The sequence below is a fragment of the Romboutsia sp. 1001216sp1 genome (assembly GCF_039841805.1).
Taxonomy (GTDB): Bacteria; Bacillota; Clostridia; order Peptostreptococcales; family Peptostreptococcaceae; genus Romboutsia_C; species Romboutsia_C hominis.
Genome location: NZ_JBDPHA010000006.1, coordinates 112,871 through 137,372, shown reverse-complemented (window position 1 = coordinate 137,372; position 24,502 = coordinate 112,871). Strand labels below are relative to the sequence as shown.

Sequence of the window (24,502 nt, the reverse complement as noted above, 5' to 3'; positions counted from 1 at the left end):
TGTATAAAAGAGTTGAGGAGGTATACATATGTTAGTGTATAAAAACACATCAGAAATAGAACCTCTAGAAAGTATATTGGGGCAAGAAAGAGCTATTGAAGCTATGGAGATAGGTCTTAAAATAAACAACCCTGCGTATAATATATATTTAGCTGGAGAACCAGGAACAGGAAAAACTACTTATGCAATGAAAGCTCTTAAAAAATATTCATTAGAAAAAGATACACATAAGGATTGGTGTTATGTGTATAATTTTGAGCATCCAAGAGAGCCAATAGCTATAGGATTAAGAAAGGGATCTGGGAAAATATTTAAAAAAGATATAGAGAAATTAATTGAGACTTTATTAGATGAATTGATAGAAGCTTTTGAAAGTGAAGATTTTGAATTAAGCAAAAATCAACTTGTAGAAGAGTATGAAATAGAAAAAGATGCTTTGCTTAAGCAGATAAAGAAATATGGAGAAGAAAAAGGATTTAAGCTAAAAACTAGTAAAGTTGGAATGGTATTTATGCCAATAGAGGAAAATGGAGAAGAAGTAGATGATGATGAATTCTATAAATTAAAAAGAGAGTTAGAAAATATGGCAATACAAGTTGCATATAAAATAAGGGATTTAGAAGATGCAGCAAAAGATGCATTGCTTGACCTAGAAGAGGAAACTGCAAAGTATATTATTGATCCACATATAGATAACCTTAAAGAAAAGTATAAAGAGTATGAAAAGGTAAATTTATATCTAGATAATATGAGGAAAGATATATTAGAGTATGTTTATTTATTTTATATGAGTGAAGAAGAATTAAAAGATAAATATGATAAAGAACATTTTATAAAATATAAAGTAAATTTATTTGTAGACAATGGTGGAGATAAAGAAAACGAATCAGCACCAATAATCACAGAAATAAATCCTAGTGTATCTAATTTATTTGGAAAAGCAGAATATGATTATAATAATGGAAGTATAAAAACTGATTTTACAAAACTTATACCAGGGGCCATACATAAAGCTAATGGAGGATATCTAGTATTATACACAGATCAACTGCTTAGATATGGGTTATCTTGGGATATTCTAAAGAAAACGATTCAAACTAGAAAAATAAGTATAGATACGCAAACATCTATAACTCCAGAAAGCATACCTATAGATGTAAAGGTAATTCTTATAGGTGATAATTATATGTATAATCTTTTATATCATTATGATAAAGATTTTAGTAAGTATTTTAAGATATTAGTGGATTTTGATAATGAAATGGATGAAAGTGAAATTAATAGAGATGGAATAGCTAGATTTATAGCATTACAATGTGAAAAAAATAAATTAAAACATTTTACCTATGAAGCAGTAGAAGAAGTTATAAAGTTTTCTATAAGACTATCAGGTGATAGTTTTAAAATATCTACTCAGTTTAACAAAATACTAGAGATTATAATTGAAGGTGATGCTTATGCCACAATTAGAAATGCAGAGTTTGTAGATAAAGATGATGTAAAAAAAGCAATAAATGAAAGAAGGAAAAGACTTAGCAGGATAGAAAGTAAAATGGATGAATCCTTAGAAAATGGATTTACTTTAATAGAAACAGAGGGGTGTAGAGTAGGAGTTATAAATGGGCTCTCTGTACTAAATATGGGTGAATATTCATTTGGTAGACCATCTAGAATAACAGTAACTACTAGCCCTGGAAATAAAGGCATAGTAAATATAGAGAGAGAAGTAAACATGAGTGGTCCAATTCATAATAAAGGCGTATTAATATTAGGTGGATATCTATCTGAAAACTTTGCAACGGACTTTTTATTATCTCTAAATGCATATATATGCTTTGAACAAAACTATGGTGGAATAGATGGTGACAGTGCTACAGGAGCAGAATTATATGCACTTATATCTTCTATAAGTAAAATTCCTTTAAAGCAAAATATTGCAGTTACTGGTTCTATGAACCAAAAAGGGGAAATACAAGTTGTAGGAGGAATAACTGAAAAAGTAGAGGGATTTTATTATACTTGTAAGAAAAAAGGATTAAGTGGAGAACAAGGAGTTATAATACCTAAGAATAATAGAAGAAATTTAGTTTTATGTGATGAAGTTAGTGATGCTATAAGAGACAATAAATTTAAAATATACGAAGTAGAAAATGTAAAAGAAGCTATAGAGATTTTAACGGATATGAGTTTTGAAGATGTTAAGAAAAAAACAATAGAAAGGCTTAAAGAATTTAGCAATATAAATAAGAAGTTAAAAGACTAGTTTTATTATAAATTTCATGGGTAAGATATAAAAGGAAGTAAAATTATTTAAAATTTTACTTCCTTTTATAGAATATCAAAATACTACAGTATATAAAATTAACATATAGATTTAAATTTTATATAGAGATTAATAATTAAAATTTTACACATATATATAAAAATAATATAAATAATAAATAATATACAAGATAATGAGGGAGTCTAAGATGAAAAATATAAATAAGATATTAGATATATTAGAAGAAACTTATCCTGATGCTAAATGTGAATTAAATTATACTACGCCATTTGAACTTTTGATTGCTACAATACTATCAGCTCAATGTACAGATGTTAGAGTAAATAAGGTAACAGAAGAGATGTTTAAAAAATATAATACTCCAGAAGCTTTTGCTAAATTAAGCATAGAAGAAATTAGTGAAGAAATAAAAAGTTGTGGATTATACAAAAGCAAAGCTCAAAAAATAAAAGAAACATCAATTAAAATTTGTGAACTTTATAATGGACAAGTTCCAGATAGTCTAGATGAATTAATTAAGTTGCCTGGAGTGGGAAGAAAAACAGCTAATGTTGTACTTAGTAATGCTTTTGGACAAGATGCTTTAGCTATAGATACTCATGTATTTAGAGTTGCTAATAGAATAGGTATGGTAAATACGACAACTCCAGAAAAAACAGAATTTCCATTAATGAAAGTTATACCTAAGAAAAGATGGTCTCATTCTCATCATTTATTAATTTTTCATGGAAGAAGAATATGCAAGGCAAGAAAGCCAGAGTGTGAAATATGTCCTATACAAAAGTATTGTAAGTACTATAAAGAAAATAAATAGGACCTCTTGTTTTAAATACAAGAGGTTTTTATGTTTTTATGAAGAATTAAATTAGAAGACTGCATTATTGTTATAAACGTAATTTCTGTTATAATATAATTTAGAATATTAGAGTTTTAAGTGATAAGGCATAATAAAATTGAACGTACTTTAATATAGGTAAGTATAGTTGTTATTTAAATAAGTAAGGAGGGAAAATATGTCATTAAATATAGTTTTAGTAGAGCCAGAGATACCTCAAAATACTGGAAACATAATAAGAACATGTGCAGCAACAGGCACAAACTTACACTTAGTTAAACCTTTAGGATTTTCTCTAGAAGATAAGTATTTAAAAAGAAGCGGACTTGACTATTGGGATATAGCCAATATAAAGTATTATGATAGCTTTGAAGAAGTTGTAGAAAAAAACCCTGAAGGTAAGTTTTTCTTCGCAACTACTAAAGTCAATCAAGCTCACTCAGATGTTGATTATGTAGATAATTCATTTATAGTTTTTGGAAAAGAAACAAAAGGATTACCAAAAGAATTAATAGAAGCTAACTTAGAAACATGTATAAGAATACCAATGTTAGACATTGAGAAAGCAAGGTCGTTAAATTTATCTAACTCAGTTGCTATAGTTGTTTATGAAGCATTAAGACAATTAGATTATCCAAAAATGAGATAATAAACTAACCTTACTATAAAGTAATAAGGGGGAAGTACATGAAAGATATAAAAATAATATGTGATAGTTTATCAGATATACCTAATGAATTAATAGAAAAATATGATATAGAAGTAGTACCATTAACTGTAATCTTAAATGAAAAAGAATATAAAGATGGTGTAGATATATCAAATGATGAATTTTATAAAACTCTTAGGGAAGAGAATGTATATCCAAAAACATCTCAAGCTACATATGCTCAATTTAAAGAAGTATTTGAAAAATACGTTAATCAAGGAAAAAGAGTACTATATATAGCAGGTTCATCAGTTGCAACAGGAACTTATCAAAGTGCTGTTATGGCTAAAAATGATACAGATGGAGAAATATATACATATGATTCTCAAGCATTTTCTTATGTTATAGGAATATTAGTAGTTGAAGCTGCAAGAATGGCATCAGAAGGATATGATATAGATGAGATAATGAAAGCCATAGAAGAGTTAAGAGATAAGACTTATGTTTTATTCTCAGTAGATACGTTAGAATATCTACAAAAAGGTGGAAGAATATCTTCAACTAAAGCGGCTATAGGAAGTATATTAAATATTAAGCCAATATTAGATATAAAAAATGGTTTAGTTGCTCCAGTTTGCCAAGTTAGAGGCAAAAAGAATGTCATATCTAAGATGATAGAATTAGTAAAAGATAATTGTGGAGAAAATCTACAAGACCAAACAATATGTATTGGATACAGTGATGATTTTAAAGAAAGAGAAAGATTAACTGAAGCTGTTAAAGCTGAATTTAATCCAAAAGATATACTATATTTCCAAATAGGATCTTGTGTTGGTTCTCATGCAGGTCCAGGATTAACTGGAATAGTATGCATTAAAAATAAATAGTGTAACATAAAAAAGAGTCTTAAGCTTAAGACTCTTTTTTTATTTTTCTACTTATAATGACTTAATAAAATAAAATGGCTTAAAACTAATAGTTTGAAATTAAATAATAATATTTTCTGTAAAGTGATATATAAATTATATTTTACATATATATTTAATTAATAAATGAATTATTATGTTTAAAATAAGTCTTAAACACAAATTTTTAAGAAAAATAATATAATTTGCCATAAAAATAAATTTTTATGTAGAAAAAGTTTTTAAAATAGTGTACAATATAAATAAATAGTACACTATATTTAAAATTGGGAGGAAATACATGAAACTTAAAAAGTTATTAACTTTAGGGTTAACTGTAGTTATGAGTGCTAGTATGTTAGTTGGATGCTCATCTAGCAAGAATGCAGACTCTTCAGAGGCTGCTGAGGGGAATGAAAAAGTAATTAGAGTAGGTATGGTTACTGATGTTGGTGGAGTAAACGATGAATCATTCAACCAATCTGCATGGGCAGGCCTTGAGAAAGCTAAGAAAGAGTACGGAGATAAAATAGAAGTTAAGTACTTAGAATCTAAGCAAGATGCTGACTATGTTCCAAATATAGAAACATTTGTAGATCAAGATATGGATTTAATAATAGGTGTAGGATTTAAATTAGCAGATGCTATAAAAGAAGCAGCTGAGCATTATCCAGAAAATCAATTTGCTCTTATAGATGCTGCTTATCCAAAACAACCAAAAAATGTTACATCATTATTATTTGAAGATAACGTATCAGCTTATTTAACAGGATTAATAGCTGGTAAAATGACTGAAACTAATAAAGTTGGTTTCATAGGTGGTGTAGAAGGAGAAGTTATAGATAGATTTGATTACGGATATAGAGCAGGTGTTAAAGCTGCTAACCCAGATGCAAAAGTAGTAGTTCAATATGCAAACAGCTTTACTGATTCAGCATTAGGAAAGTCTATAGCTAATCAAATGCACAAAGATAATGTAGATATCATATTCTCTGCTGCAGGTGCTGCAGGTATAGGAGCTATAGAAGCAGCTAAAGAAAATAATAAAAAAGCTATAGGTGTTGACCAAGACCAAAACAAGTTAGCTCCAAACAATGTAATAACTTCAGCTATGAAGAATATAGATGTTGCAGTATTTAACTTAGTTAAGTCTATGATGGATGGAACTTATAAAGGTGGACAAGTTATAGTAAACACACTAGACATGGATGGAGTTGGAATAGCTCCAACTAGTGATAAGAATGTTCCACCAGATGTTTTAGAATATGTTCAAAAAGAAGCAGAAAAAATAAAATCTGGTGAAATAAAAGTTCCACAAAATGAAAAAGAATATAAAGAATTAAATAAATAACATTAAAGGCTATCCTGTAAGAATAGGATAGCCTTTAATATTTAAAAATAAATTATATATAAATTGGAAAGAATAAAACTATGTAATAAATCGTATTTTCCATACAATTAGATAAATATGATGTATAAATAAGTTTTAATTTATATATAATGTACAACAAAAAGCGATAAAAAATGACTTTTTTATCAAAAATAGTTAAAATAGTTTGTTATATATACGATATTTTAGTATAATAAAAATACTAGAAATTTAAATTAAGGAGGGTAAGAAAGAGCGATGAATAATAGTAATGTTAACTACAGTCAAAAAGTTGTAGAAATGAAAAATGTAACAAAAAAATTCGGAAACTTTGTCGCAAATGATAATATAAATTTGACTGTACATAAAGGGGAAGTACATGCTCTTTTAGGTGAAAATGGAGCGGGTAAATCTACTTTAATGAACATATTATATGGATTATACCAACCAACATCAGGAGAAATATACATAAATGGTAAATTAGTTGAAATGGATAATCCAAATGTTGCTATAGCAAATGGTATAGGGATGGTTCATCAACATTTCATGTTAGTACAACCATTTACAGTAGCTCAGAACATAATATTAGGTACTGAGCCTACAAAAGGACTTGGAGCTGTAGATATAAACAAGGCTATTGATGATGTAAAAGCTATATCTGAAAAATATGGTCTATATGTTGATCCAAATGCAAAGATAGAAGATATATCAGTTGGTATGCAACAAAGAGTAGAAATACTAAAAGCATTATATAGAGGGGCAGAAATATTAATACTAGATGAACCAACAGCAGTTTTAACGCCACAAGAAATACAAGAACTTATACAAATAATAAGAAACTTAACAAAAGAAGGTAAGTCAGTAATAATAATAACTCATAAATTAAAAGAGATAAAAGCAGCTGCAGACCACTGTACAATAATTAGAAGAGGTAAATATATAGATACAGTAAAAGTATCAGATGTTACAGAAGATGATTTAGCAGCTATGATGGTTGGTAGAGAAGTTAACTTTAAAGTAGACAAAAAGGAAGCTAAGCCAAGTAATGTTGTTTTAGAGATAAATAATTTAACTGTTAAAGACAATAGAAAAATATCAGTAGTAGATGAATTATCGTTAGAAGTAAAAGCTGGTGAAATATTAGGGATAGCTGGTATAGATGGAAATGGGCAATCAGAATTAGTTGAGGCTTTAACAGGCCTTAGAAAAGCTGAATCTGGAAGTATAAAAATAAATGGAAAAGAATTATTAAATAAAAATCCAAAAGAAATGTTTAACAATGGTATTAAAAATATACCAGAAGATAGACATAAGAGAGGATTAATACTAGACTTCACAGTAGCAGAAAATACAGTTTTACAAAACTATAAAGATAAGAGATTCTCTAAAAATGGAATATTAAATAAAGCTGCAATAGAAAAATATGCAGATGAAATAATAGAAAGATTTGACGTAAGACCTACAGATCATACTGTTAAATCAAGAGCTTTATCTGGAGGTAACCAACAAAAGGTTATAATAGGTAGAGAGGTTGACAATATAGAGGTAGCAAGAGCCACTACTAAAGAGGCACAATTATTAATAGCAACTCAACCAACAAGAGGATTAGATGTTGGAGCTATAGAGTTCGTTCATCAAGCATTAGTTAAACAAAGAGATGAAGGAAATGCAGTACTATTAGTATCATTAGAACTAGATGAAGTTATGAATGTATCAGACAGAATAGCTGTAATATATGAAGGAAAAATAGTTGGAATCGTCGATGCAAAAGATGCAGATGAAAATACATTAGGATTAATGATGGCTGGAGGTGAAGATAATGAGTAGTAAGGTAAATAAGAAAAAACTATCTTTAGCTGATAATACTATTTTATTTTCTATTATCTCGATAGTTTTAGGACTATTAGTAGGAGCAATAGCATTAATAATAGCAGGGTTTAATCCAATAGAAGCTTATTCAGCTATGATAGATGGTGTATTTGGAAAACCAAAGTTTATAGCTTGGGCTATAATAAGATCAACGCCACTTATATTAACAGGTCTATCTATTGCATTTGCATTTAGAACAGGACTATTCAACATAGGAGCTGAAGGGCAATTTATAGTAGGTTCTTTAGTAGCAACTATCGTAGGAGCTGGGGTACAATTACCAGCAATAATACACGTACCACTTACTCTTTTAGCAGCAGCATTGGCTGGAGCTGTTTGGGGGGGATTTGCTGGTTGGTTAAAATCTAAGTTTGGAATAAATGAAGTTATATCAACTATAATGCTTAACTGGATAGCATTTTACTTAAGTAACTATATGATAAAAAATACTTGGTTAGCTAGACCAAACAGTGAAGCATCAATTAGTATACATGACTCGGCTAGCATAGGTATAAGTTGGTTAAATGGATTAGTAGGACCAGCTACTAAAGTTAACTGGGGTATAGTTATATCAATAATACTTGTTTTAATAATAGCATTCATATTATTTAAAACTACTTTAGGTTTTGAATTAAGAGGAGTTGGATACAACAAATTTGGTGCTGAATATGCAGGTATAAATGTTAACTCAGCAATATTAAAATCAATGGCAATAGCAGGTTTACTTGCTGGTATAGCTGGAGCTATACAAGTTATGGGTGTATCAAATAACATAACAATATTAGCAGCTCAAGAAGGTTATGGATTTGATGGTATAGCAGTTGCTTTAATTGCAAATAGTAATCCAATTGGAGTTATATTCTCAGGATTATTATTCGGAGGGCTTAAGTATGGATCAACTAAGATGCAAGCTATAGGGGCTCCTTCAGAAGTAGTAAATATAGTTATAGGATCTATAGTATTCTTTATAGCATTAAGTAGTGTATTAAGAAATTTATATATAAAAATGAGAGATAAAAAAAATAAAGGGGGAATTGCATAATGGAAGATTTAGCTTTAATCATTAGTACCACTTTAATGTACTCTACGCCCCTTATATTTGCAGCATTAGGTGGAGTATTTTCAGAGAATTCAGGTATAGTTAATATAGGACTAGAAGGAATGATGACAATAGGAGCATTCTCAGCAGCAGCAGCAGGTGTTCTTATAGGAAATCCTTGGATAGCATTTTTAATTGGTGGATTAGCAGGTGGACTATTTGCTTTAATACATGCATTTGCAACAATAACTTGTAATGCAGACCACACAATATCAGGGGTTGCAATAAACTTATTAGCTCCTGGGGTAGCATTATTTACATCTAAGATAATGTTTGATGGTGCAACAATGACACCAACAATACCAATGGAAAATAAAATACCAAGACCTTTACATGGTTTATTTGAAACAGGAAGTATATTAGATACAATATTTAATTCATATGCAACAGTATTTTTAGCATTTATATTAGTTGCAGTAGTTTATTATGTACTATATAAAACTAAATTTGGTTTAAGAGTTAGAGCAGTTGGAGAACATCCAGGTGCAGCAGATACATTAGGTATAAGTGTTGCTAAAACAAGATATGCAGCAGTTATAATATCTGGTATATTAGCAGGTTTAGGGGGAGCATCAATGAGTTTAGCTGTTGTTTCTTCATTCAGACCTACATTAATATCAGGTCAAGGATATATAGCATTAGCAGCAGTTATATTTGGTAAGTGGAGACCTCAATGGGCAATGGTAGCTTGTCTATTATTTGGATTCTCTACAGCATTATCAGTATTCTTTGGTAATCCGTCATTGCCATTTAGCATAAATGAAAACTTATTATCTATGATACCATATGTTGTAACATTAATAGTTTTAGTTATCTTCGTTAAGAGTTCTAAAGCACCAGCAGCACTTGGTAACCCTTATAAAAAAGGTGAAAGATAATCAAAAAAATGATAGCTTAAAGCTATCATTTTTTTTAAAAATTAATATAATATGAATTAAAAATATAAAAACACATATAATAAAATCTATAAGATATATTGATATAAACAACTATCTTGAAATAATTATCTAGGTTCCTCTTAAATCAAGAAAGGATCACAAGTTAGGTATGAAGACAATAAAAGTGAGTTTATTATCAGAAGAAAAACTTTATGCTAAAAATATTTTTTCTAAAAGCAAGAATATATCAGAGGATAATGAAATTGTAGAAATTGAACTTGATATTAATGAGAATAACAAATCTACTATAAATGGGATATCTAGTATAGTAATGAAAATTATAAGAGATAAAATATTAAAAGACCATATAGATAAGGAATATAGTAATATTTATCCAGATGAAAAAGATGAAATATATATATATTCTTTAGAAATATTAAAAAATAAGGAACCATTTATAGAAGAATCCATACGGCAAAAGCTGCTAGATTATATAAGGACAAATGACTACATAAATTTAGATGGATTTGTTAATTTTAGGATGAAAAATTTTAAAAAATACATATTAGCTGTAACAGATAGGGCAGTAGAAGAATACATAATTAAAAAGGACCAAGATGAATTTATAAAGGTTCTTAAATATTTTATAGAAATTCAAGATGATAAAATTGACTTAGTGAAAGTGCATATAAAAGACGAAGATACTTTTCTTATATATGATAAAAATGGCAATAGAATAAATGAAATGAATAATGAAGATATTGTAAATATGGTTATAGAAGAAAACTTAAATTCAGAAGATTTTTTAATAAGCACTTTACTAAGTTTATGCCCTAAGAAAATAGAAATACTAGATACATTAAAAAATAATATATCTAAAGAAATGATAAATACCATAAAATCTATATTTGGAGATAAGGTTAGTATAGTATATCAAAATTAAAGAATATAGATAATTCTTCTTAACTAATGTAAGTTATGTTAATATTATACAATAATTAGATAGCTTTATTTATTAAATGAAAAAGCTTATAATTATGTAAGATATGGACAGAATTAATATTAGTAAGGAGATTGCAAAATGGATAATTTATTAAAAGTTTTAATACTTGCGATTATAGGGGGCGTAATAGGATATATTACTAATATAATAGCAATAAAGTTAATATTTAGGCCTATTAATCCAATAAAAATACCTATAATTAATACAGAAATAATCGGTATAATACCAAAAAGAAGAAGTGAAATAGCAACTAATATAGGTGAGATTATACAAGATGAATTTTTATCTATTGATGAAATACTTAATCAAGTTATTACAGATGAAGATAAGGATAAAATAGCAGAGTATATACAAATTAAAATAAAAAGTATATTAAATGAAAAAATGTCATTTGCACCAAGTTCAATAAAAAATCTTATACAATCTTATGTATCAGATATGATAGAAGAAGAAATAAAAAATAGTATAGATGATTTAAGTAGTGAAATGATAAATAAGGCTAGTAAAAGAATAAATATCCAGCAAATGATAGAAGATAAGATTAATGAACTTGACTTATATGAATTAGAAGAAATAATTCTTAAAGTTGCTAAAAATGAATTAAAGCATATAGAGATCTTAGGATTTGTATTAGGTTTTGCAATAGGAATAGTGCAAGGAATAATAATAGTAATTCTATAATATTATGGTTGATAGAACTATTACTATCTGATATAATGATACTAACTTAATAGAAATTGCGATGAAAAGGACAAGTAAAATAGAAACAATTTCCAGAGAAGATGAGTCACCGGCTGAAAGCTCGTCTAAATATGTCTATTTGAAAACTACCTTGGAGCAGAATTTAGTAGCATATGTGAAAGTATTCGGTTGACTACCTTATAGTCGTCTTAAGAGGGTGTATTATATACATCAACTTGGGTGGAACCGCGAATTTATACTCGTCCCAAATATATATATTTGGGTCGAGTTTTTTTAATTTCATGAAATAATAAAAATGATTTAGGTAATTATATTTAGATATCAGTATATCTAAATAAATAGGAAATAAATTAAAAAATAATAGAGGAGGTAACAAAAATGGTTAAAGTAACTTTAAAAGATGGTTCAGTAAAAGAATTTGAACAAGGTATCTCTATCATGGATGTAGCAAAATCTATAAGTGAAGGCTTAGCTAGAGCTATAGTAGCAGCATCTGTAAATGGAGAAGTAGTAGGTTTAGACTATAAAATAAATGAAGATTGTGAATTAAACTTATTTAAATTTGATGATGTAGAAGGAAAAGATGTATTTAGACATACATCAGCTCATATGTTAGCTCAAGCTATAAAGAGATTATATCCAGAAGCTAAGCTTGCAATAGGACCAAGTATAGAAAATGGATTCTACTATGATATAGACTTAGAGCACAGATTATCAGCTGAAGATTTAGAAAAAATAGAGAAAGAAATGAAGAAAATAGCTAAAGAAGATTTAGCTATAGAAAGATTTGAATTACCAAGAGAAGAAGCTTTAGCTTGGGCTAAAGAAAATGGTGAAGATTATAAAGTAGAGCTTATATCAGAGTTACCAGAAGGGGAAGTAATATCTTTCTATAAGCAAGGGGACTTTACTGATTTATGTAGAGGGCCACATTTACCATCAACTAAGAAGGTAAAATCAGTTAAGTTATTAAATGTAACAGGAGCTTACTGGCGTGGAGATGAAAAGAACAAAATGCTTCAAAGAGTATACGGAATATCTTTCGAAAAGAATAAAGATTTAGAAGAATACCTACACATGTTAGAAGAAGCTAAAAAGAGAGACCATAGAAAATTAGGTAAAGAATTAGAGTTATTCTTCATACCAGAAGAAGGTCCAGGATTCCCATTATTCCTACCAAAAGGTATGGAACTTAAAAATGCATTATTAAACTTCTGGAGAGAAGTTCATAGAAAAGATAACTATGTAGAAATAGAAACTCCAATAATATTAAACAGACAATTATGGGAAACTTCAGGTCACTGGTTCCACTACAAAGAAAATATGTATACTGTGGGTATAGATGAGCAAGATTTCGCTATAAAACCAATGAACTGTCCGGGAGGAATGTTATTCTACAACTTCAAGCCACATTCATACAGAGATTTCCCTATGAGAGTTGCTGAATTAGGTAGAGTTCATAGACATGAATTATCTGGAGCATTACATGGACTTATGAGAGTTAGAGCATTTACTCAAGATGATGCACATATATTCATGTTACCAGAACAAATAAAAGATGAAATAAAAGGTGTAGTTTCATTAATAGATAGTGTTTATAAGGTATTTGGATTCGAATATCATATGGAGTTATCTACTAGACCAGAATCTTCTATAGGAACTGATGAAGAGTGGGAAGTAGCTGAAAATGGATTAAGAGAAGCTTTAGAAGAGTTAAATTTACCATATAAGTTAAATCCAGGAGATGGAGCATTCTACGGACCTAAGATAGACTTCCACTTAAGAGATTGTTTAGGAAGAACTTGGCAATGTGGAACAATACAATTAGATATGCAATTACCTCAAAGATTTGATATAACTTATATAGGTCAAGATGGTGAAAAGCATAGACCAGTAATGATACACAGAGTTGCATTCGGAAGTATAGAAAGATTTATAGGTATATTAATAGAGCACTATGCTGGTAAATTCCCAGTTTGGTTAGCTCCAACTCAAGTTAAGATATTACCTATATCAGATAAATACAATGATTATGCTAAGGAAGTTAAAAAAGCTTTATTTGACAAAGGTATAAGAGTTGAAATAGATGATAGAGCAGAAAAAACAGGATTCAAGATAAGAGAAGCTCAGCTTCAAAAAGTACCTTACATGTTAATAGTAGGAGAAAAAGAAGAAGCTGATAAGAAAGTATCTGTTAGATCAAGAGATAATGGAGAAATAGGAAGCTTAGACTTAAATGAATTCTTAGAAACTATATTAAAAGAAATAGAAGAAAGAACTAATATAGAGTTAGCCTAATAAAGAAAAAGGGTATTAATAAAATTTTATTAATACCCTTTTTTGATTAATTTATAAATTGTTTAGTTATCAAAGACTTTAATTCTTCATGAGTCATAGTTTCATTATCAAATAAATGTTTAGAAACTACATGTAGATCATTTATATTATCCTTTAAAAGACTTAAAGTTTCATTGTAACAATTTTGGACAATATCATTGGCTTCTTTTTGAACTTGTTCAGACATAAATGTTTTTACATTTCCATCTATAGTCATAAATCCTAAGTTACTCATACCATACTCACAAACCATTTGATTTGCTATATCTGTTACCTTTTTTAAGTCATCTTTTGCGCCTGTTGATTTATGATTAAAAATTATTTCTTCAGATGCTTTACCTGCTAATAAAATTTTCATTTTACCAATTAATTCTTCTTTTGTGTAGATATATCTATCTTCATCAGGTAATTGGAGAACATACCCTAATGCTTGTCCTCTAGGTATTATTGATATTTTTTGTATAGGACAAATTCCAAGTATATTGCTAACAATAGCATGTCCTGCCTCATGATAAGATACTATTTGTTTTTCTTTTTCTATTAACTTAGAGTTTTTAGATTCAAGTCCTGCAATAACTCTCTCAAGTGCTTTATCAAAGTGATCAGTTGTTATAACATCACTATTATCTCTAACTGCAAATATAGCAGCTTCATTAGCTATATTTGAAAGATGAGCACCGTTAAATCCATGAGTTTTCTTAGCAAGTAATTCCAAATCTACAGATGGATCAAGAGGTTTATTGTTTGTATGAACTTTTAAAATTTCACATCTAGTATGATAGTTAGGAGAACCTATGTGTATATGTCTGTCAAATCTTCCGGGTCTAAGGAGAGCTTCATCTAAAAGATCAAGTCTATTAGTAGCTCCTATTATTATGACATTTGAGTCTTTAGTGAATCCATCCATTTCAACTAATAATTGATTTAGTGTTTGATCTTTTTCGTTATTACCTTCAAGATGTCTTTTTGCTCCAATAGCATCTATTTCATCTATAAAAATGATGCTAGGAGATTCTTTTCTAGCTTTTTCAAAAAGTGTTCTTACACGCTTAGCACCTACACCAACGTATTTTTCAACAAACTCAGAACCAGTAACATTGAAAAAAGATGAATTTGTCTCACCAGCTACAGCGGATGCAAGTAATGTTTTACCTGTACCAGGAGGTCCATAAAATAATACTCCTTTTGGTATTTTAGCACCCATTTTTTTGTACTTATCAGGAGACTTCATAAAATCTACTATTTCAAACAACTCTTCTTTTACTTCATCTAAACCAGCTACATCACAAAATGTAGTTTTAGGTTTAGTAGAAGCCGAGTCTTCCTTAGGAGATTCTTTCTCAAGTTTAGTTTGAGCAAATACAGGTACTGGTTTGTTAATCTTTTTAAAGAAATTGTCTAACATTTTCATAGTCATACACCTCAGATAAAAAATTGTTTATTGGTTTTATAATTTCTAACAAACCAAAAACCATCGAAAAATCATTTGTTTATATTTAAGTATAACCAAAACTTTGTTTAATCATTACTAAGAATATAAATTTTAGGTTAGTTATACATATTATGAGAATTAAAAAATTTAAAAAATAATAAAAAAATAGTTGCAAATAATATTTAGAAGTGATATATTATATAGAGTAATTAATAACAAAAGCAAGTAGAAGTCCGCTTCTCACCTTTCGACTTAGGTTGTCTGGTAAATATAAGTTCAAAACTTTAAATATATTATTTCAATATGTTTAGGTTTATATAAATTTGTTGACTTATATGGCGGGTGATTATATCATTCGCCTTTTATTTTATATAAAAAATTTGGAGGTGTCCTACCATTAGCAAGGAATTAGCAATCAACGAACAAATAAGAGAAAAAGAAATAAGAGTTCTTTCACATGATGGAGAACAATTAGGAATAATGTCAGCTAGAGAAGCTCAATTAATAGCTAACGAAAGAAACTTAGACTTAGTTATGATATCACCTAATGCACAACCACCGGTATGCAGAATAATGGATTATGGTAAGTATAAGTACGAACAAGCTAGAAAAGAAAAAGAGTCTAAGAAAAAGCAGAAAGTTGTAACTGTTAAAGAAGTAAGACTTAGACCAGGTATAGAATCAAATGATTTAAATACTAAGGCTAACAACGCTATAAAGTTCCTTAAAAAAGGAGATAAAGTTAAGGTTGAGCTAAGATTTAGAGGTAGAGAATTAGGACATAAAGATCTTGGAAAAGAAGTAATGCTTAAGTTTATAGATATAGTAAAAGAGTTTGGAGAACCAGCAAAGCCACCAAAATTTGAGGGCAATAACATGGTTGTAATCATAGATCCAAAAAAATAGATGATAAACTGAGAGGAGGAAATAAAAATGCCTAAAATGAAAACTCATAGAGGAGCTGCTAAAAGATTCAAAAAAACTGGAAGTGGAAAATTAAAGAGAGCTAAAGCTTTCAGAAGACATATATTAACTAAGAAAGCTGCTAAAACTAAGATGCAATTAAGAAAAGCAGGAATAGTTAGTGAAGGTGATGCTAGAAGAATAGCACAATTATTACCATACTAAAAATCGGATTAAATTAAAATAGAAATTTTAAAAGAGAAAAACAAAGGAGGTCACAGAGATGGCAAGAGTTAAAAAAGCAATGAACGCTCGTAAAAAGCATAAGAAAATATTAAAGCTTGCAAAAGGATTCAGAGGATCTAGAAGCAAGTTATACAGACCAGCTAATACATTCGTAATGAAGGCGTTAAAGAACGCATATATAGGAAGAAAGTTAAAGAAGAGAGACTTCAGAAAACTTTGGATACAAAGAATAAACGCTGGAACTAGAGCTCATGGATTATCATACTCAAGATTCATGAACGGATTAAAATTAGCAGGTGTTGAAGTTAACAGAAAGATGTTATCTGAAATGGCTATAAACGATCCTCAAGGATTTGCTAAATTAGTAGAAGTTGCTAAGTCAAAATTAGCTTAATTAAATAGTTAAGTTCATAAAAAGCCTTTGAATAAAATTCAAAGGCTTTTTTTATATCCATAAAATTATAGATTTTATACTCTATAAAAAAATAAAAAATTATATAATATGAATACGTTTTGTTAAAAATATGTAAAGGAAGTTTATAAATTGTGAATATTTTAAATAGGCCAATTTACATATCCTTTATTGTTTTTATATAGGTTTTGGAATATAATATAGTAATAATTGAAAAGAAGGATGTATCTAATGAGAAAAAACTTATTAGCTATAAAGTGAGAAGGAGGCATAAATACAGATGAAGACCATATTTAAGCGATTTATTGCTCTTATAAATAAAATGCAACCAACTCAAGTAATGGTTTTAGGGTTTGCTAGCGTTATATTAATTGGAGCGCTTCTATTAAATCTTCCTATAGCAACTCAAAGCGGAGAAAGCATCGGATTTATAGATGCCTTATTTACTTCAACATCAGCTGTATGTGTAACAGGATTAATAATGGCAGATACGGCAACTTATTGGAATGGATTTGGACACGTAGTAATAATACTACTTATTCAAATTGGTGGTTTAGGATTTATGACAATAACCACGCTATTTGCACTTATAACTAAGAAAAGAATAAATCTGAAAGAAAGACTATTAATCCAAGAATCTTTAAATCAATTTGATTTGTCAGGGTTAGTTAAGTTAACAAGGTATGTATTATTAATGACATTTACCATAGAAGGTATAGGAGCATTAATATTATCAACAGTATTTATACCTCAATTTGGGCTATTAAAAGGAACTTGGTATAGTATATTTCATGCTATTTCAGCTTTTTGTAATGCAGGATTTGATTTAATGGGGCCAGTTTCAGGTAAGTTTACATCATTAACATACTATGTAAATAACTTTACAGTAAGTGTTACAATTTCATTACTTATAATATTTGGGGGATTAGGATTCCCTGTAATTTTAGATATAATAAAAAATAGAAAATTATCTAAATTAAATTTACATTCTAAAATAGTATTAATTACAACAGTGTCATTAATATTAGTAGGTATGTTACTTATTTTAGTATTAGAATACAACAATCCTAAAACAATAGGAAAGTTAGGATTTGGTGGAAAAATGCTTGCATCGTTCTTCCAATCAGTAACAACTAGAACAGCAGGATTCAATACAGTCAATTTAACGGCAATGCATGAGAATAGTTTATTTATAATGATAATACTAATGTTTATTGGTGCATCTCCTGCATCTACAGGTGGTGGTGTAAAGGTTACGACTATAGCTACTTTAGTTCTAACTGTTAAATCATTTATACTTGGAAAAGAAGATATAGAAGTAGGATCAAGAAGAATTGGAACATCAATAGTTAGAAAATCATTAGGAATATTTCTTATAGGTATAATTGTTGTTTTATCTGGAACTATAATTATAACTATAACTGACCCAAGTTTTAGTTTAATAGAAGCAGGGTTTGAAGTAGTATCAGCATTTGCTACAGTTGGATTAAGTCTAGGTGGAAGTCCTAATTTAAGTACATTAGGAAAAATATTTATAATGTTATTTATGTTTATGGGAAGAGTTGGATCTCTTACAATATTTATGGCGATAATGTCTAGAAAAACAAAGAATAATCCTCCTATAAGATACCCTGAAGGGAAGATAATAGTTGGATAATATAGCCTTTACTTATAGTAAAGAATAATTTAAGTGTGGAGAGGACGAAGGAAATGAAGCAATATATAGTTATAGGTTGTGGAAGATTTGGAGCATCAGTTGCTACAACTATGCATCTTTTAGGTCATCAAGTGATGGCTATAGATAAAAGTGAAGAAATTATACAAAATATAGCAGATAAAGTAACTCATGCTGCTATAGTAGATGTAACAGATGAGCAGTCATTAAGATCTTTAGGACTAGGTAACTTTGATGTTGCAATAGTTGCCATCGGTTCAGATATAAGAGCATCTATAATGGCTACACTTATAGCAAAAGAAATGGGTGTACCTCATATAGTATGTAAGGCAAAAGATGAACTACAAGCTAAAGTTCAATATAAAATAGGAGCGGATAGGGTAGTATTCCCAGAAAGAGATATGGGTGTTAGAGTTGCACATAACTTAGTTTCTGATAATATACTAGATCATATAGAATTAGATCCAGATTATTCAATTGTAGAGATAGTAACACCAAATAGTTGGGTAGGAAAGACTTTAGTTGAATTAAACTTAAGAGCTAAGTTTGAAATAACTGTATTAGCTATAAAAACAGGTAAGAGCATAAATGTTACTCCAGCTCCAGATGAAGAGTTAAAAGCAGGTAGTATTTTGGTTGTAATAGGTCAAAATAGCCATATAAGTACTATCGCATCAGAAAATGAAGAATTTATTAGGAGAAAGTAATAATGCCTACAATAATAACAGCTAAAGATAATAATAAAGTAAAATATACGAAATCACTACTTAAGACTAAAAATAGAAATAAAGAATCTAAATTTATAATTGAAGGATATAGAATACTAACTCTTGCAGTAGAATGTAAGGCTAGTCTAGATTATGTATTTATAAATGAAGATTTTGAAAATAAAGAAGAACATCTTAAATTTTTAGATACCCTAAAAACTAATAATATAAAAATTTATAAAACGACTAATAAAATATTCAATGAATTAATAGATACGGAAAACACTCAAGGTATTTTAGGAGTAGTAAACTTTAAACAAAGAAATATAGAAGAGTATTTAAAAGATGAGCATAAATTTGTTTTAATATTAGATAGAATACAAGACCCAGGTAATATGGGTACGATAATAAGAACAGCAGATGCTGCAGGGGTAGATGCAATAATTGCATTAAAAGGATGTGTAGATATATACAATCCAAAGGTTATAAGGTCTACTATGGGTTCTATATTTGATATGAATATAATACATGCTACTCAAGAAGAAGCTCTTAGAATTTTAAAATTAAAGAACTTTGATATAGTATCAAGTTATTTAAATACAAACAATTACTACAACACAGTTGAATATAATTACAAAACAGCTTTAGTAATAGGAAATGAAGCTAATGGAATAAATGATGAATTAGTATCAAAATCAGATATGTTGGTCAAAATACCTATATATGGGAATGCAGAATCATTAAATGCAGCTATAAGCTCTGCAATATTAATGTATGAAATAAAGAAATACTTAGTTTAACATCTTGTAAATATTATGCATAGTATGATATAATTAAACGCAAAAACAATATTATCAAATACTATGAAAGAGAAAAGTATTTTGAATTAACTTAGCACAGAGATAAGTACCGTAGGCTGTGAGTACTTTCTAAGTATCCAAAAGAAGTTCCCTCTGGAGTATTAAAGCTGAAATTATAGTAGGCTTTAACGTTAAAACGCGTTAAGTTTGTTAGAGGTGGTTTAATAATTTATAATTATTAAGCTACTAGGGTGGTACCGCGAATAATAGTCTTTCGTCCCTAGATAGGGATGAAGGGCTTTTTTTATACAAAAAACTGCGAAAGGGTGAATTAATATAATGCAAGAAAAATTACTTAATTTACAAGAAGCTGCATTAAATGAAATTAAAGATACTTCTAGTATAGAAGTTGTTGAAAGTTTAAGAGTAAAGTACATGGGTAAAAAAGGTGAGATAACATCAATCCTAAAAGAAATGGGTAAATTATCAGCAGAAGAAAGACCTGTAATAGGTAAAGTTGCTAATGAAGTTAGAGCGGCTATAGAAGGTGCTATATCTTCAAAGAAAGAAGAGTTAAAGTTAGCAGAAAAACAAAGAAAATTAGCAGAAGAAGTTATAGATGTAACTATGCCATCAAGAACAGTTAAAGTTGGTAAAAAGCATCCAATATCTCAAATAATAGATGAAGTAAATGAAATATTTATAGGAATGGGATTCTCTATAGCAGAAGGGCCAGAAGTTGAAACTATAGAAAATAACTTTGATGCATTAAATGCACCAAAAGATCATCCATCTAGAGATATGAGTGATACTTTCTATATAAATGAAGAGTTATTACTTAGAACTCAAACTTCACCAGTTCAAGTTAGAACAATGAAGAGTCAGGAATTACCAATAAAAATAATATCTCCAGGAAGATGTTTTAGATTTGATGCTCCAGATGCTACACATTCACCAATGTTCCATCAAGTTGAAGGACTTGTAGTTGGTAAAGATGTAACAATGGCACAATTAAAAGGAACTTTAGATATGTTCGTTAAGAAGTTATTTGGTGAGCATACAAAAACTAAGTTTAGACCACACAACTTCCCATTCACAGAGCCAAGTGCAGAAGTAGACGTTACTTGCTTTAAATGTGAAGGAGCAGGATGTCCAATGTGTAAAGGTGAAGGTTGGATAGAAATACTAGGAGCAGGTATGGTTCATCCAAATGTACTTAGAAACTGTGGAATTGACCCAGAAGTTTATAGTGGATTTGCATTTGGTATGGGACTTGATAGAATAACAATGCTTAAGTATGAAATAGATGATATAAGACTATTATTTGAAAATGATATGAGATTTTTAAATCAATTTTAATTAGGAGGATTTAAGATGTTAGTACCTTTAAAATGGTTAAGAGATTACGTTGATATAGATTTAGATACACAAGAATTCGCTGATATGATGACTATGACAGGATCAAAAGTTGAGAAAGTAGAGTTCTTTGGAAAAGAAACAAATGGAGTTGAAGTATGTAAAATACTTGAAATAGAACAACATCCAGATGCAGATAGATTAAAAGTAACAAAGGTTGAAGTAGCTGATGGACAAATACTTCAAATAGTAACTAATGCAACTAACATAAAAGTAGGAGACTATGTACCAGTTGCTAGAATAGGTGCAGTATTACCTGGAGATTTCAAAATAAAGAAAGGTAAGTTAAGAGGAGTATTATCAGAAGGAATGTTCTGTGGTGCAGAGGAATTAACTATACCTTCTCAATACGTTGAAGAACATAAAAAAGATGGCATATATATATTAGACCATGAAGAATCTTTTGAATTAGGAAAAGATGTTAGAGAAGTTTTAGGAATAAACGATGCATTAATAGAATTTGAAATAACTTCTAATAGACCAGATTGTAGATCTATAATAGGATTAGCAAGAGAAGCTGCCGTTACTGTAGGAAAAGAATTAAAATTCCCAGGAATAAAAGTAAATGGTTCTGATGAAGAAATGCAATTTGAAATAGATATTCAAACAGATTTATGTAAGAGATATTGTGGAAAAGTTGTAAAAGACGTTAAAGTTGGGCCATCTCCATACTGGATGCAAAGAAGACTTATAGAAGCTGGAATGAGACCAATAAACAACATAGTAGATATAACTAACTATGTTATGTTAGAGCTAGGTCAACCACTTCATGCATTTGACTTAGAAGATATAAAATACAATAAAATGACAGTTAAATTAGCTGAGCAAGGTGAAAAGTTTACTACGCTAGATGGTGTTGAAAGAGAATTAACATCAGACATGTTAGTTATAGGAAATGAAGAAAAAACTTTAGACTTAGCAGGAATAATGGGTGGAGAAAATTCTGAAGTTAAAGATACAACTACATCAATATTCCTTGAAGGTGCAAGCTTTGCAAAAGAAAGTATAAGAGCTACATCTAAGAAATTAGGACTTAGAACAGAAGCTTCATCAAGATTTGAAAAAGGTATAGATGTTAATTTAGCAGAGACTGCTGTAAATAGAGCATGTCAATTAATAGAAGAATTAGGATGCGGTAGAGTTCTTAATGGAATGCTTGACTACTATCCAGTAAAAGAAGAAGTTCAAAAGATAACTGTTAACCCTGTGAGAATAAACAAATTATTAGGTGTTAACGTACCTATGGACCAATTTATAAGCATATTAGAAAGATTAGAGTTTAAATGTAACCTAATATCTTCTGAAAAATTAGAATTAGAAGTTCCAAGCTTTAGACTAGATATAGCTGAAGATGCAGATATATTAGAAGAAATAGCTAGAATATACGGATATGAAAATATACCAACAGCTACTTTAGAAGGAAATGCTACAGCAGGTGTAAAAACTGATAAACAAAAGTTCACAGATAAGATAGTATCTAGTTCAATAGCAGCAGGCTTAAATGAAATATTAACATATTCATTTGTAAGCCCAAGAGGTGTTGATAGAATAAATTTATCATCTGAAGACTCTAGAAGAAACTTTGTAAAACTAATGAATCCATTAGGTGAGGAAACTTCAGTTATGAGAACTACACTAATACCTAATATGTTAGAAGTATTATCTACAAATGTAGCTCATAAAGTTGAAGAAGTATCAGCATTTGAATGTGGAAATACATTCACACCACAAGAAGGATTACCAGTAGAAACGAAGAAATATTGTATAGGAATGTATGGAAAAGATGTAGATTTCTTCTCTATAAAAGGTGTTGTAGAAAGTGTACTAAATAATGTAGGGTTCAAAGGATATGAAATAGAACCAGAAAAAACTAACCCAACATTCCATCCAGGAAGATGTGCTAAAGTTATGTTTAATGGAGAATGTATAGGTACATTTGGAGAATTACATCCAGACGTAATAGAAAATTATAACTTAGGACAAAGAGTTTATGTTTGTGAAATGAATGTAGAATCTGTATTTGAAAATACATCAACAGAAAAAACTTATACTCCATTACCTAAGTATCCATCTACATCAAGAGATATAGCTTTATTAGTTAAGGATGAAGTATATGTTAAAGAAATAGAAGATATAATAAAAGCTAATGCAGGTGGATTAGTTGAAAGCTACAAATTATTTGACGTATATAAAGGTGCTCAAATAGAAGAAGGATACAAGTCTATAGCATACTCTATAACATATAGAAGTATAGAGAAAACTTTAACTGATGAAGATGTGGCAAAAGTACACGATAAAATATTAAATGAGTTAAGTGAAAAATTAGGTGCAACACTAAGATCTAACTAATACAAGGGGGATATTAGTATGAACAAAGTTACCGTTAAGATACATGGTGCAGAGTATCCTATGGTTGGAGAAAAATCTGAAAAACATATGATAAGTGTAGCAGCATTTGTAGATACAGAAATGAATAAAATAGGTGAGGCTAATAAAAGATTAAGCTCATCTCAAGTAGCTATATTAGCAGCTATAAATATAACAGATGAATTGTTTGATTGTGCAGATACACTAGAAAAAGTAGAAAAAGAAAATGAAGAATTAAAGAAAAAAGTTGGAAATAGTGGGGAAGAATATAAGCTTGAAATAAAAGAGCTTGAATACCACTTAGAAAACAAAGATAAAGAAAATAAGAACCATATATCTAAGATAGAAGAACTTAATAAGTTAATAGAGGAACAAAAGAAAGAAATAGAGCAACTAAAAAATGGTACTAATTTATCTAAACAAGAAGTTGAAGATTTAAAAAATGAAATAAAAGAGCTTAAATCATCTGTTGAAATGGCAGAAGAAAAAGCTAATGTTGCAGAACAACTTTCTTCTAAATTCCAAAATGATGCATATAAATTACAATTAGAAAAAATTGAAATAGAAAATGAATTAAAATATCTTAGAGCAATGAAATAAGTTTACTTATATTT

21 protein-coding genes and 2 other annotated features are annotated in these 24,502 nt (G+C 29.1%); of the genes, 20 read left to right on the top strand and 1 reads right to left on the bottom strand.

Features of this window, described 5'->3' with window-relative positions; translation table 11 throughout:
- Window positions 1–28: 28 nt before the first annotated feature.
- The 11 genes from ABHC41_RS07895 to thrS all read left to right on the top strand — a co-directional run bounded on the left by ABHC41_RS07895 (window position 29) and on the right by thrS (window position 13,891).
- Complete coding sequence (locus ABHC41_RS07895; protein ID WP_166506027.1) at window positions 29–2,263, top strand: ATP-binding protein; 2,235 nt, start codon at window positions 29–31, stop codon at window positions 2,261–2,263.
- Window positions 2,264–2,471: 208 nt separating this feature from the next.
- On the top strand, window positions 2,472–3,098 hold the full coding sequence (gene nth / locus ABHC41_RS07890) for an endonuclease III (protein ID WP_092923450.1): 627 nt from the start codon (window positions 2,472–2,474) through the stop codon (window positions 3,096–3,098).
- A gap of 199 nt (window positions 3,099–3,297) precedes the next feature.
- Window positions 3,298–3,768 (top strand): tRNA (uridine(34)/cytosine(34)/5-carboxymethylaminomethyluridine(34)-2'-O)-methyltransferase TrmL, encoded by a 471-nt coding sequence (trmL, locus tag ABHC41_RS07885; RefSeq protein WP_092923453.1) that lies wholly within the window; start codon window positions 3,298–3,300, stop codon window positions 3,766–3,768.
- A 38-nt stretch (window positions 3,769–3,806) separates the two neighbouring features.
- The gene (locus tag ABHC41_RS07880) at window positions 3,807–4,655 is read left to right on the top strand and encodes a DegV family protein (RefSeq protein WP_092923456.1); all 849 of its coding nucleotides are present in this window, start codon (window positions 3,807–3,809) and stop codon (window positions 4,653–4,655) included.
- Window positions 4,656–4,974: 319 nt separating this feature from the next.
- Window positions 4,975–6,024 carry a BMP family ABC transporter substrate-binding protein gene (locus ABHC41_RS07875; RefSeq protein WP_166506026.1) on the top strand — a complete coding sequence of 350 codons (1,050 nt, stop codon included), beginning with the start codon at window positions 4,975–4,977 and terminating at the stop codon, window positions 6,022–6,024.
- A 276-nt stretch (window positions 6,025–6,300) separates the two neighbouring features.
- Window positions 6,301–7,869, top strand: a complete 1,569-nt coding sequence (locus ABHC41_RS07870) for an ABC transporter ATP-binding protein (protein WP_092923462.1) — start codon at window positions 6,301–6,303, stop codon at window positions 7,867–7,869.
- Window positions 7,862–8,953: an ABC transporter permease gene (locus tag ABHC41_RS07865; protein ID WP_092923465.1), complete on the top strand. Its 1,092-nt coding sequence runs from the start codon at window positions 7,862–7,864 to the stop codon at window positions 8,951–8,953. Before ABHC41_RS07870 ends, ABHC41_RS07865 begins: the two co-directional genes overlap by 8 nt.
- Entirely contained in the window at window positions 8,953–9,888 is a 936-nt protein-coding gene (locus ABHC41_RS07860) for an ABC transporter permease (protein WP_092923468.1), read from the top strand. Before ABHC41_RS07865 ends, ABHC41_RS07860 begins: the two co-directional genes overlap by 1 nt.
- 169 nt (window positions 9,889–10,057) lie before the next feature.
- Window positions 10,058–10,831: a putative sporulation protein YtxC gene (locus tag ABHC41_RS07855; protein ID WP_092923471.1), complete on the top strand. Its 774-nt coding sequence runs from the start codon at window positions 10,058–10,060 to the stop codon at window positions 10,829–10,831.
- A 138-nt stretch (window positions 10,832–10,969) separates the two neighbouring features.
- A complete protein-coding gene (locus tag ABHC41_RS07850) occupies window positions 10,970–11,572 on the top strand; it encodes a DUF445 family protein (protein ID WP_092923474.1) in 603 nt (200 codons plus the stop codon).
- A gap of 52 nt (window positions 11,573–11,624) precedes the next feature.
- Window positions 11,625–11,843 (top strand) — a binding site (T-box leader).
- Window positions 11,844–11,971: 128 nt separating this feature from the next.
- Window positions 11,972–13,891: a threonine--tRNA ligase gene (gene thrS / locus ABHC41_RS07845; RefSeq protein WP_092923477.1), complete on the top strand. Its 1,920-nt coding sequence runs from the start codon at window positions 11,972–11,974 to the stop codon at window positions 13,889–13,891.
- 46 nt (window positions 13,892–13,937) lie between these two features.
- Here the strand turns inward: thrS and ABHC41_RS07840 are convergent, their stop codons facing one another.
- A complete protein-coding gene (locus ABHC41_RS07840; RefSeq protein WP_271893614.1) occupies window positions 13,938–15,341 on the bottom strand; it encodes an AAA family ATPase in 1,404 nt (467 codons plus the stop codon).
- A 417-nt stretch (window positions 15,342–15,758) separates the two neighbouring features.
- On the opposite strand from ABHC41_RS07840, the gene infC reads away from it, so the two are divergent.
- The 9 genes from infC to zapA all read left to right on the top strand — a co-directional run bounded on the left by infC (window position 15,759) and on the right by zapA (window position 24,488).
- Window positions 15,759–16,268 (top strand): translation initiation factor IF-3, encoded by a 510-nt coding sequence (infC, locus tag ABHC41_RS07835; RefSeq protein ID WP_092923484.1) that lies wholly within the window; start codon window positions 15,759–15,761, stop codon window positions 16,266–16,268.
- A gap of 27 nt (window positions 16,269–16,295) precedes the next feature.
- On the top strand, window positions 16,296–16,490 hold the full coding sequence (gene rpmI / locus ABHC41_RS07830; RefSeq protein WP_092923487.1) for a 50S ribosomal protein L35: 195 nt from the start codon (window positions 16,296–16,298) through the stop codon (window positions 16,488–16,490).
- Between the two features lie 58 nt (window positions 16,491–16,548).
- Window positions 16,549–16,905: a 50S ribosomal protein L20 gene (gene rplT, locus ABHC41_RS07825; protein ID WP_092923489.1), complete on the top strand. Its 357-nt coding sequence runs from the start codon at window positions 16,549–16,551 to the stop codon at window positions 16,903–16,905.
- 298 nt (window positions 16,906–17,203) lie between these two features.
- Window positions 17,204–18,580 carry a TrkH family potassium uptake protein gene (locus ABHC41_RS07820; protein WP_166506024.1) on the top strand — a complete coding sequence of 459 codons (1,377 nt, stop codon included), beginning with the start codon at window positions 17,204–17,206 and terminating at the stop codon, window positions 18,578–18,580.
- A gap of 53 nt (window positions 18,581–18,633) precedes the next feature.
- Window positions 18,634–19,305, top strand: coding sequence for a TrkA family potassium uptake protein (locus tag ABHC41_RS07815; protein WP_166506023.1), 672 nt, complete (start codon window positions 18,634–18,636; stop codon window positions 19,303–19,305).
- 2 nt (window positions 19,306–19,307) lie between these two features.
- Window positions 19,308–20,105 (top strand): RNA methyltransferase, encoded by a 798-nt coding sequence (locus tag ABHC41_RS07810; protein ID WP_166506022.1) that lies wholly within the window; start codon window positions 19,308–19,310, stop codon window positions 20,103–20,105.
- A 54-nt stretch (window positions 20,106–20,159) separates the two neighbouring features.
- Window positions 20,160–20,390 (top strand) — a binding site (T-box leader).
- 54 nt (window positions 20,391–20,444) lie between these two features.
- Window positions 20,445–21,464, top strand: a complete 1,020-nt coding sequence (gene pheS / locus ABHC41_RS07805; protein WP_195581622.1) for a phenylalanine--tRNA ligase subunit alpha — start codon at window positions 20,445–20,447, stop codon at window positions 21,462–21,464.
- A gap of 15 nt (window positions 21,465–21,479) precedes the next feature.
- Window positions 21,480–23,870, top strand: coding sequence for a phenylalanine--tRNA ligase subunit beta (gene pheT / locus ABHC41_RS07800; protein ID WP_195581623.1), 2,391 nt, complete (start codon window positions 21,480–21,482; stop codon window positions 23,868–23,870).
- 18 nt (window positions 23,871–23,888) lie between these two features.
- Window positions 23,889–24,488: a cell division protein ZapA gene (zapA, locus tag ABHC41_RS07795; protein ID WP_092923503.1), complete on the top strand. Its 600-nt coding sequence runs from the start codon at window positions 23,889–23,891 to the stop codon at window positions 24,486–24,488.
- Window positions 24,489–24,502: the final 14 nt, after the last annotated feature.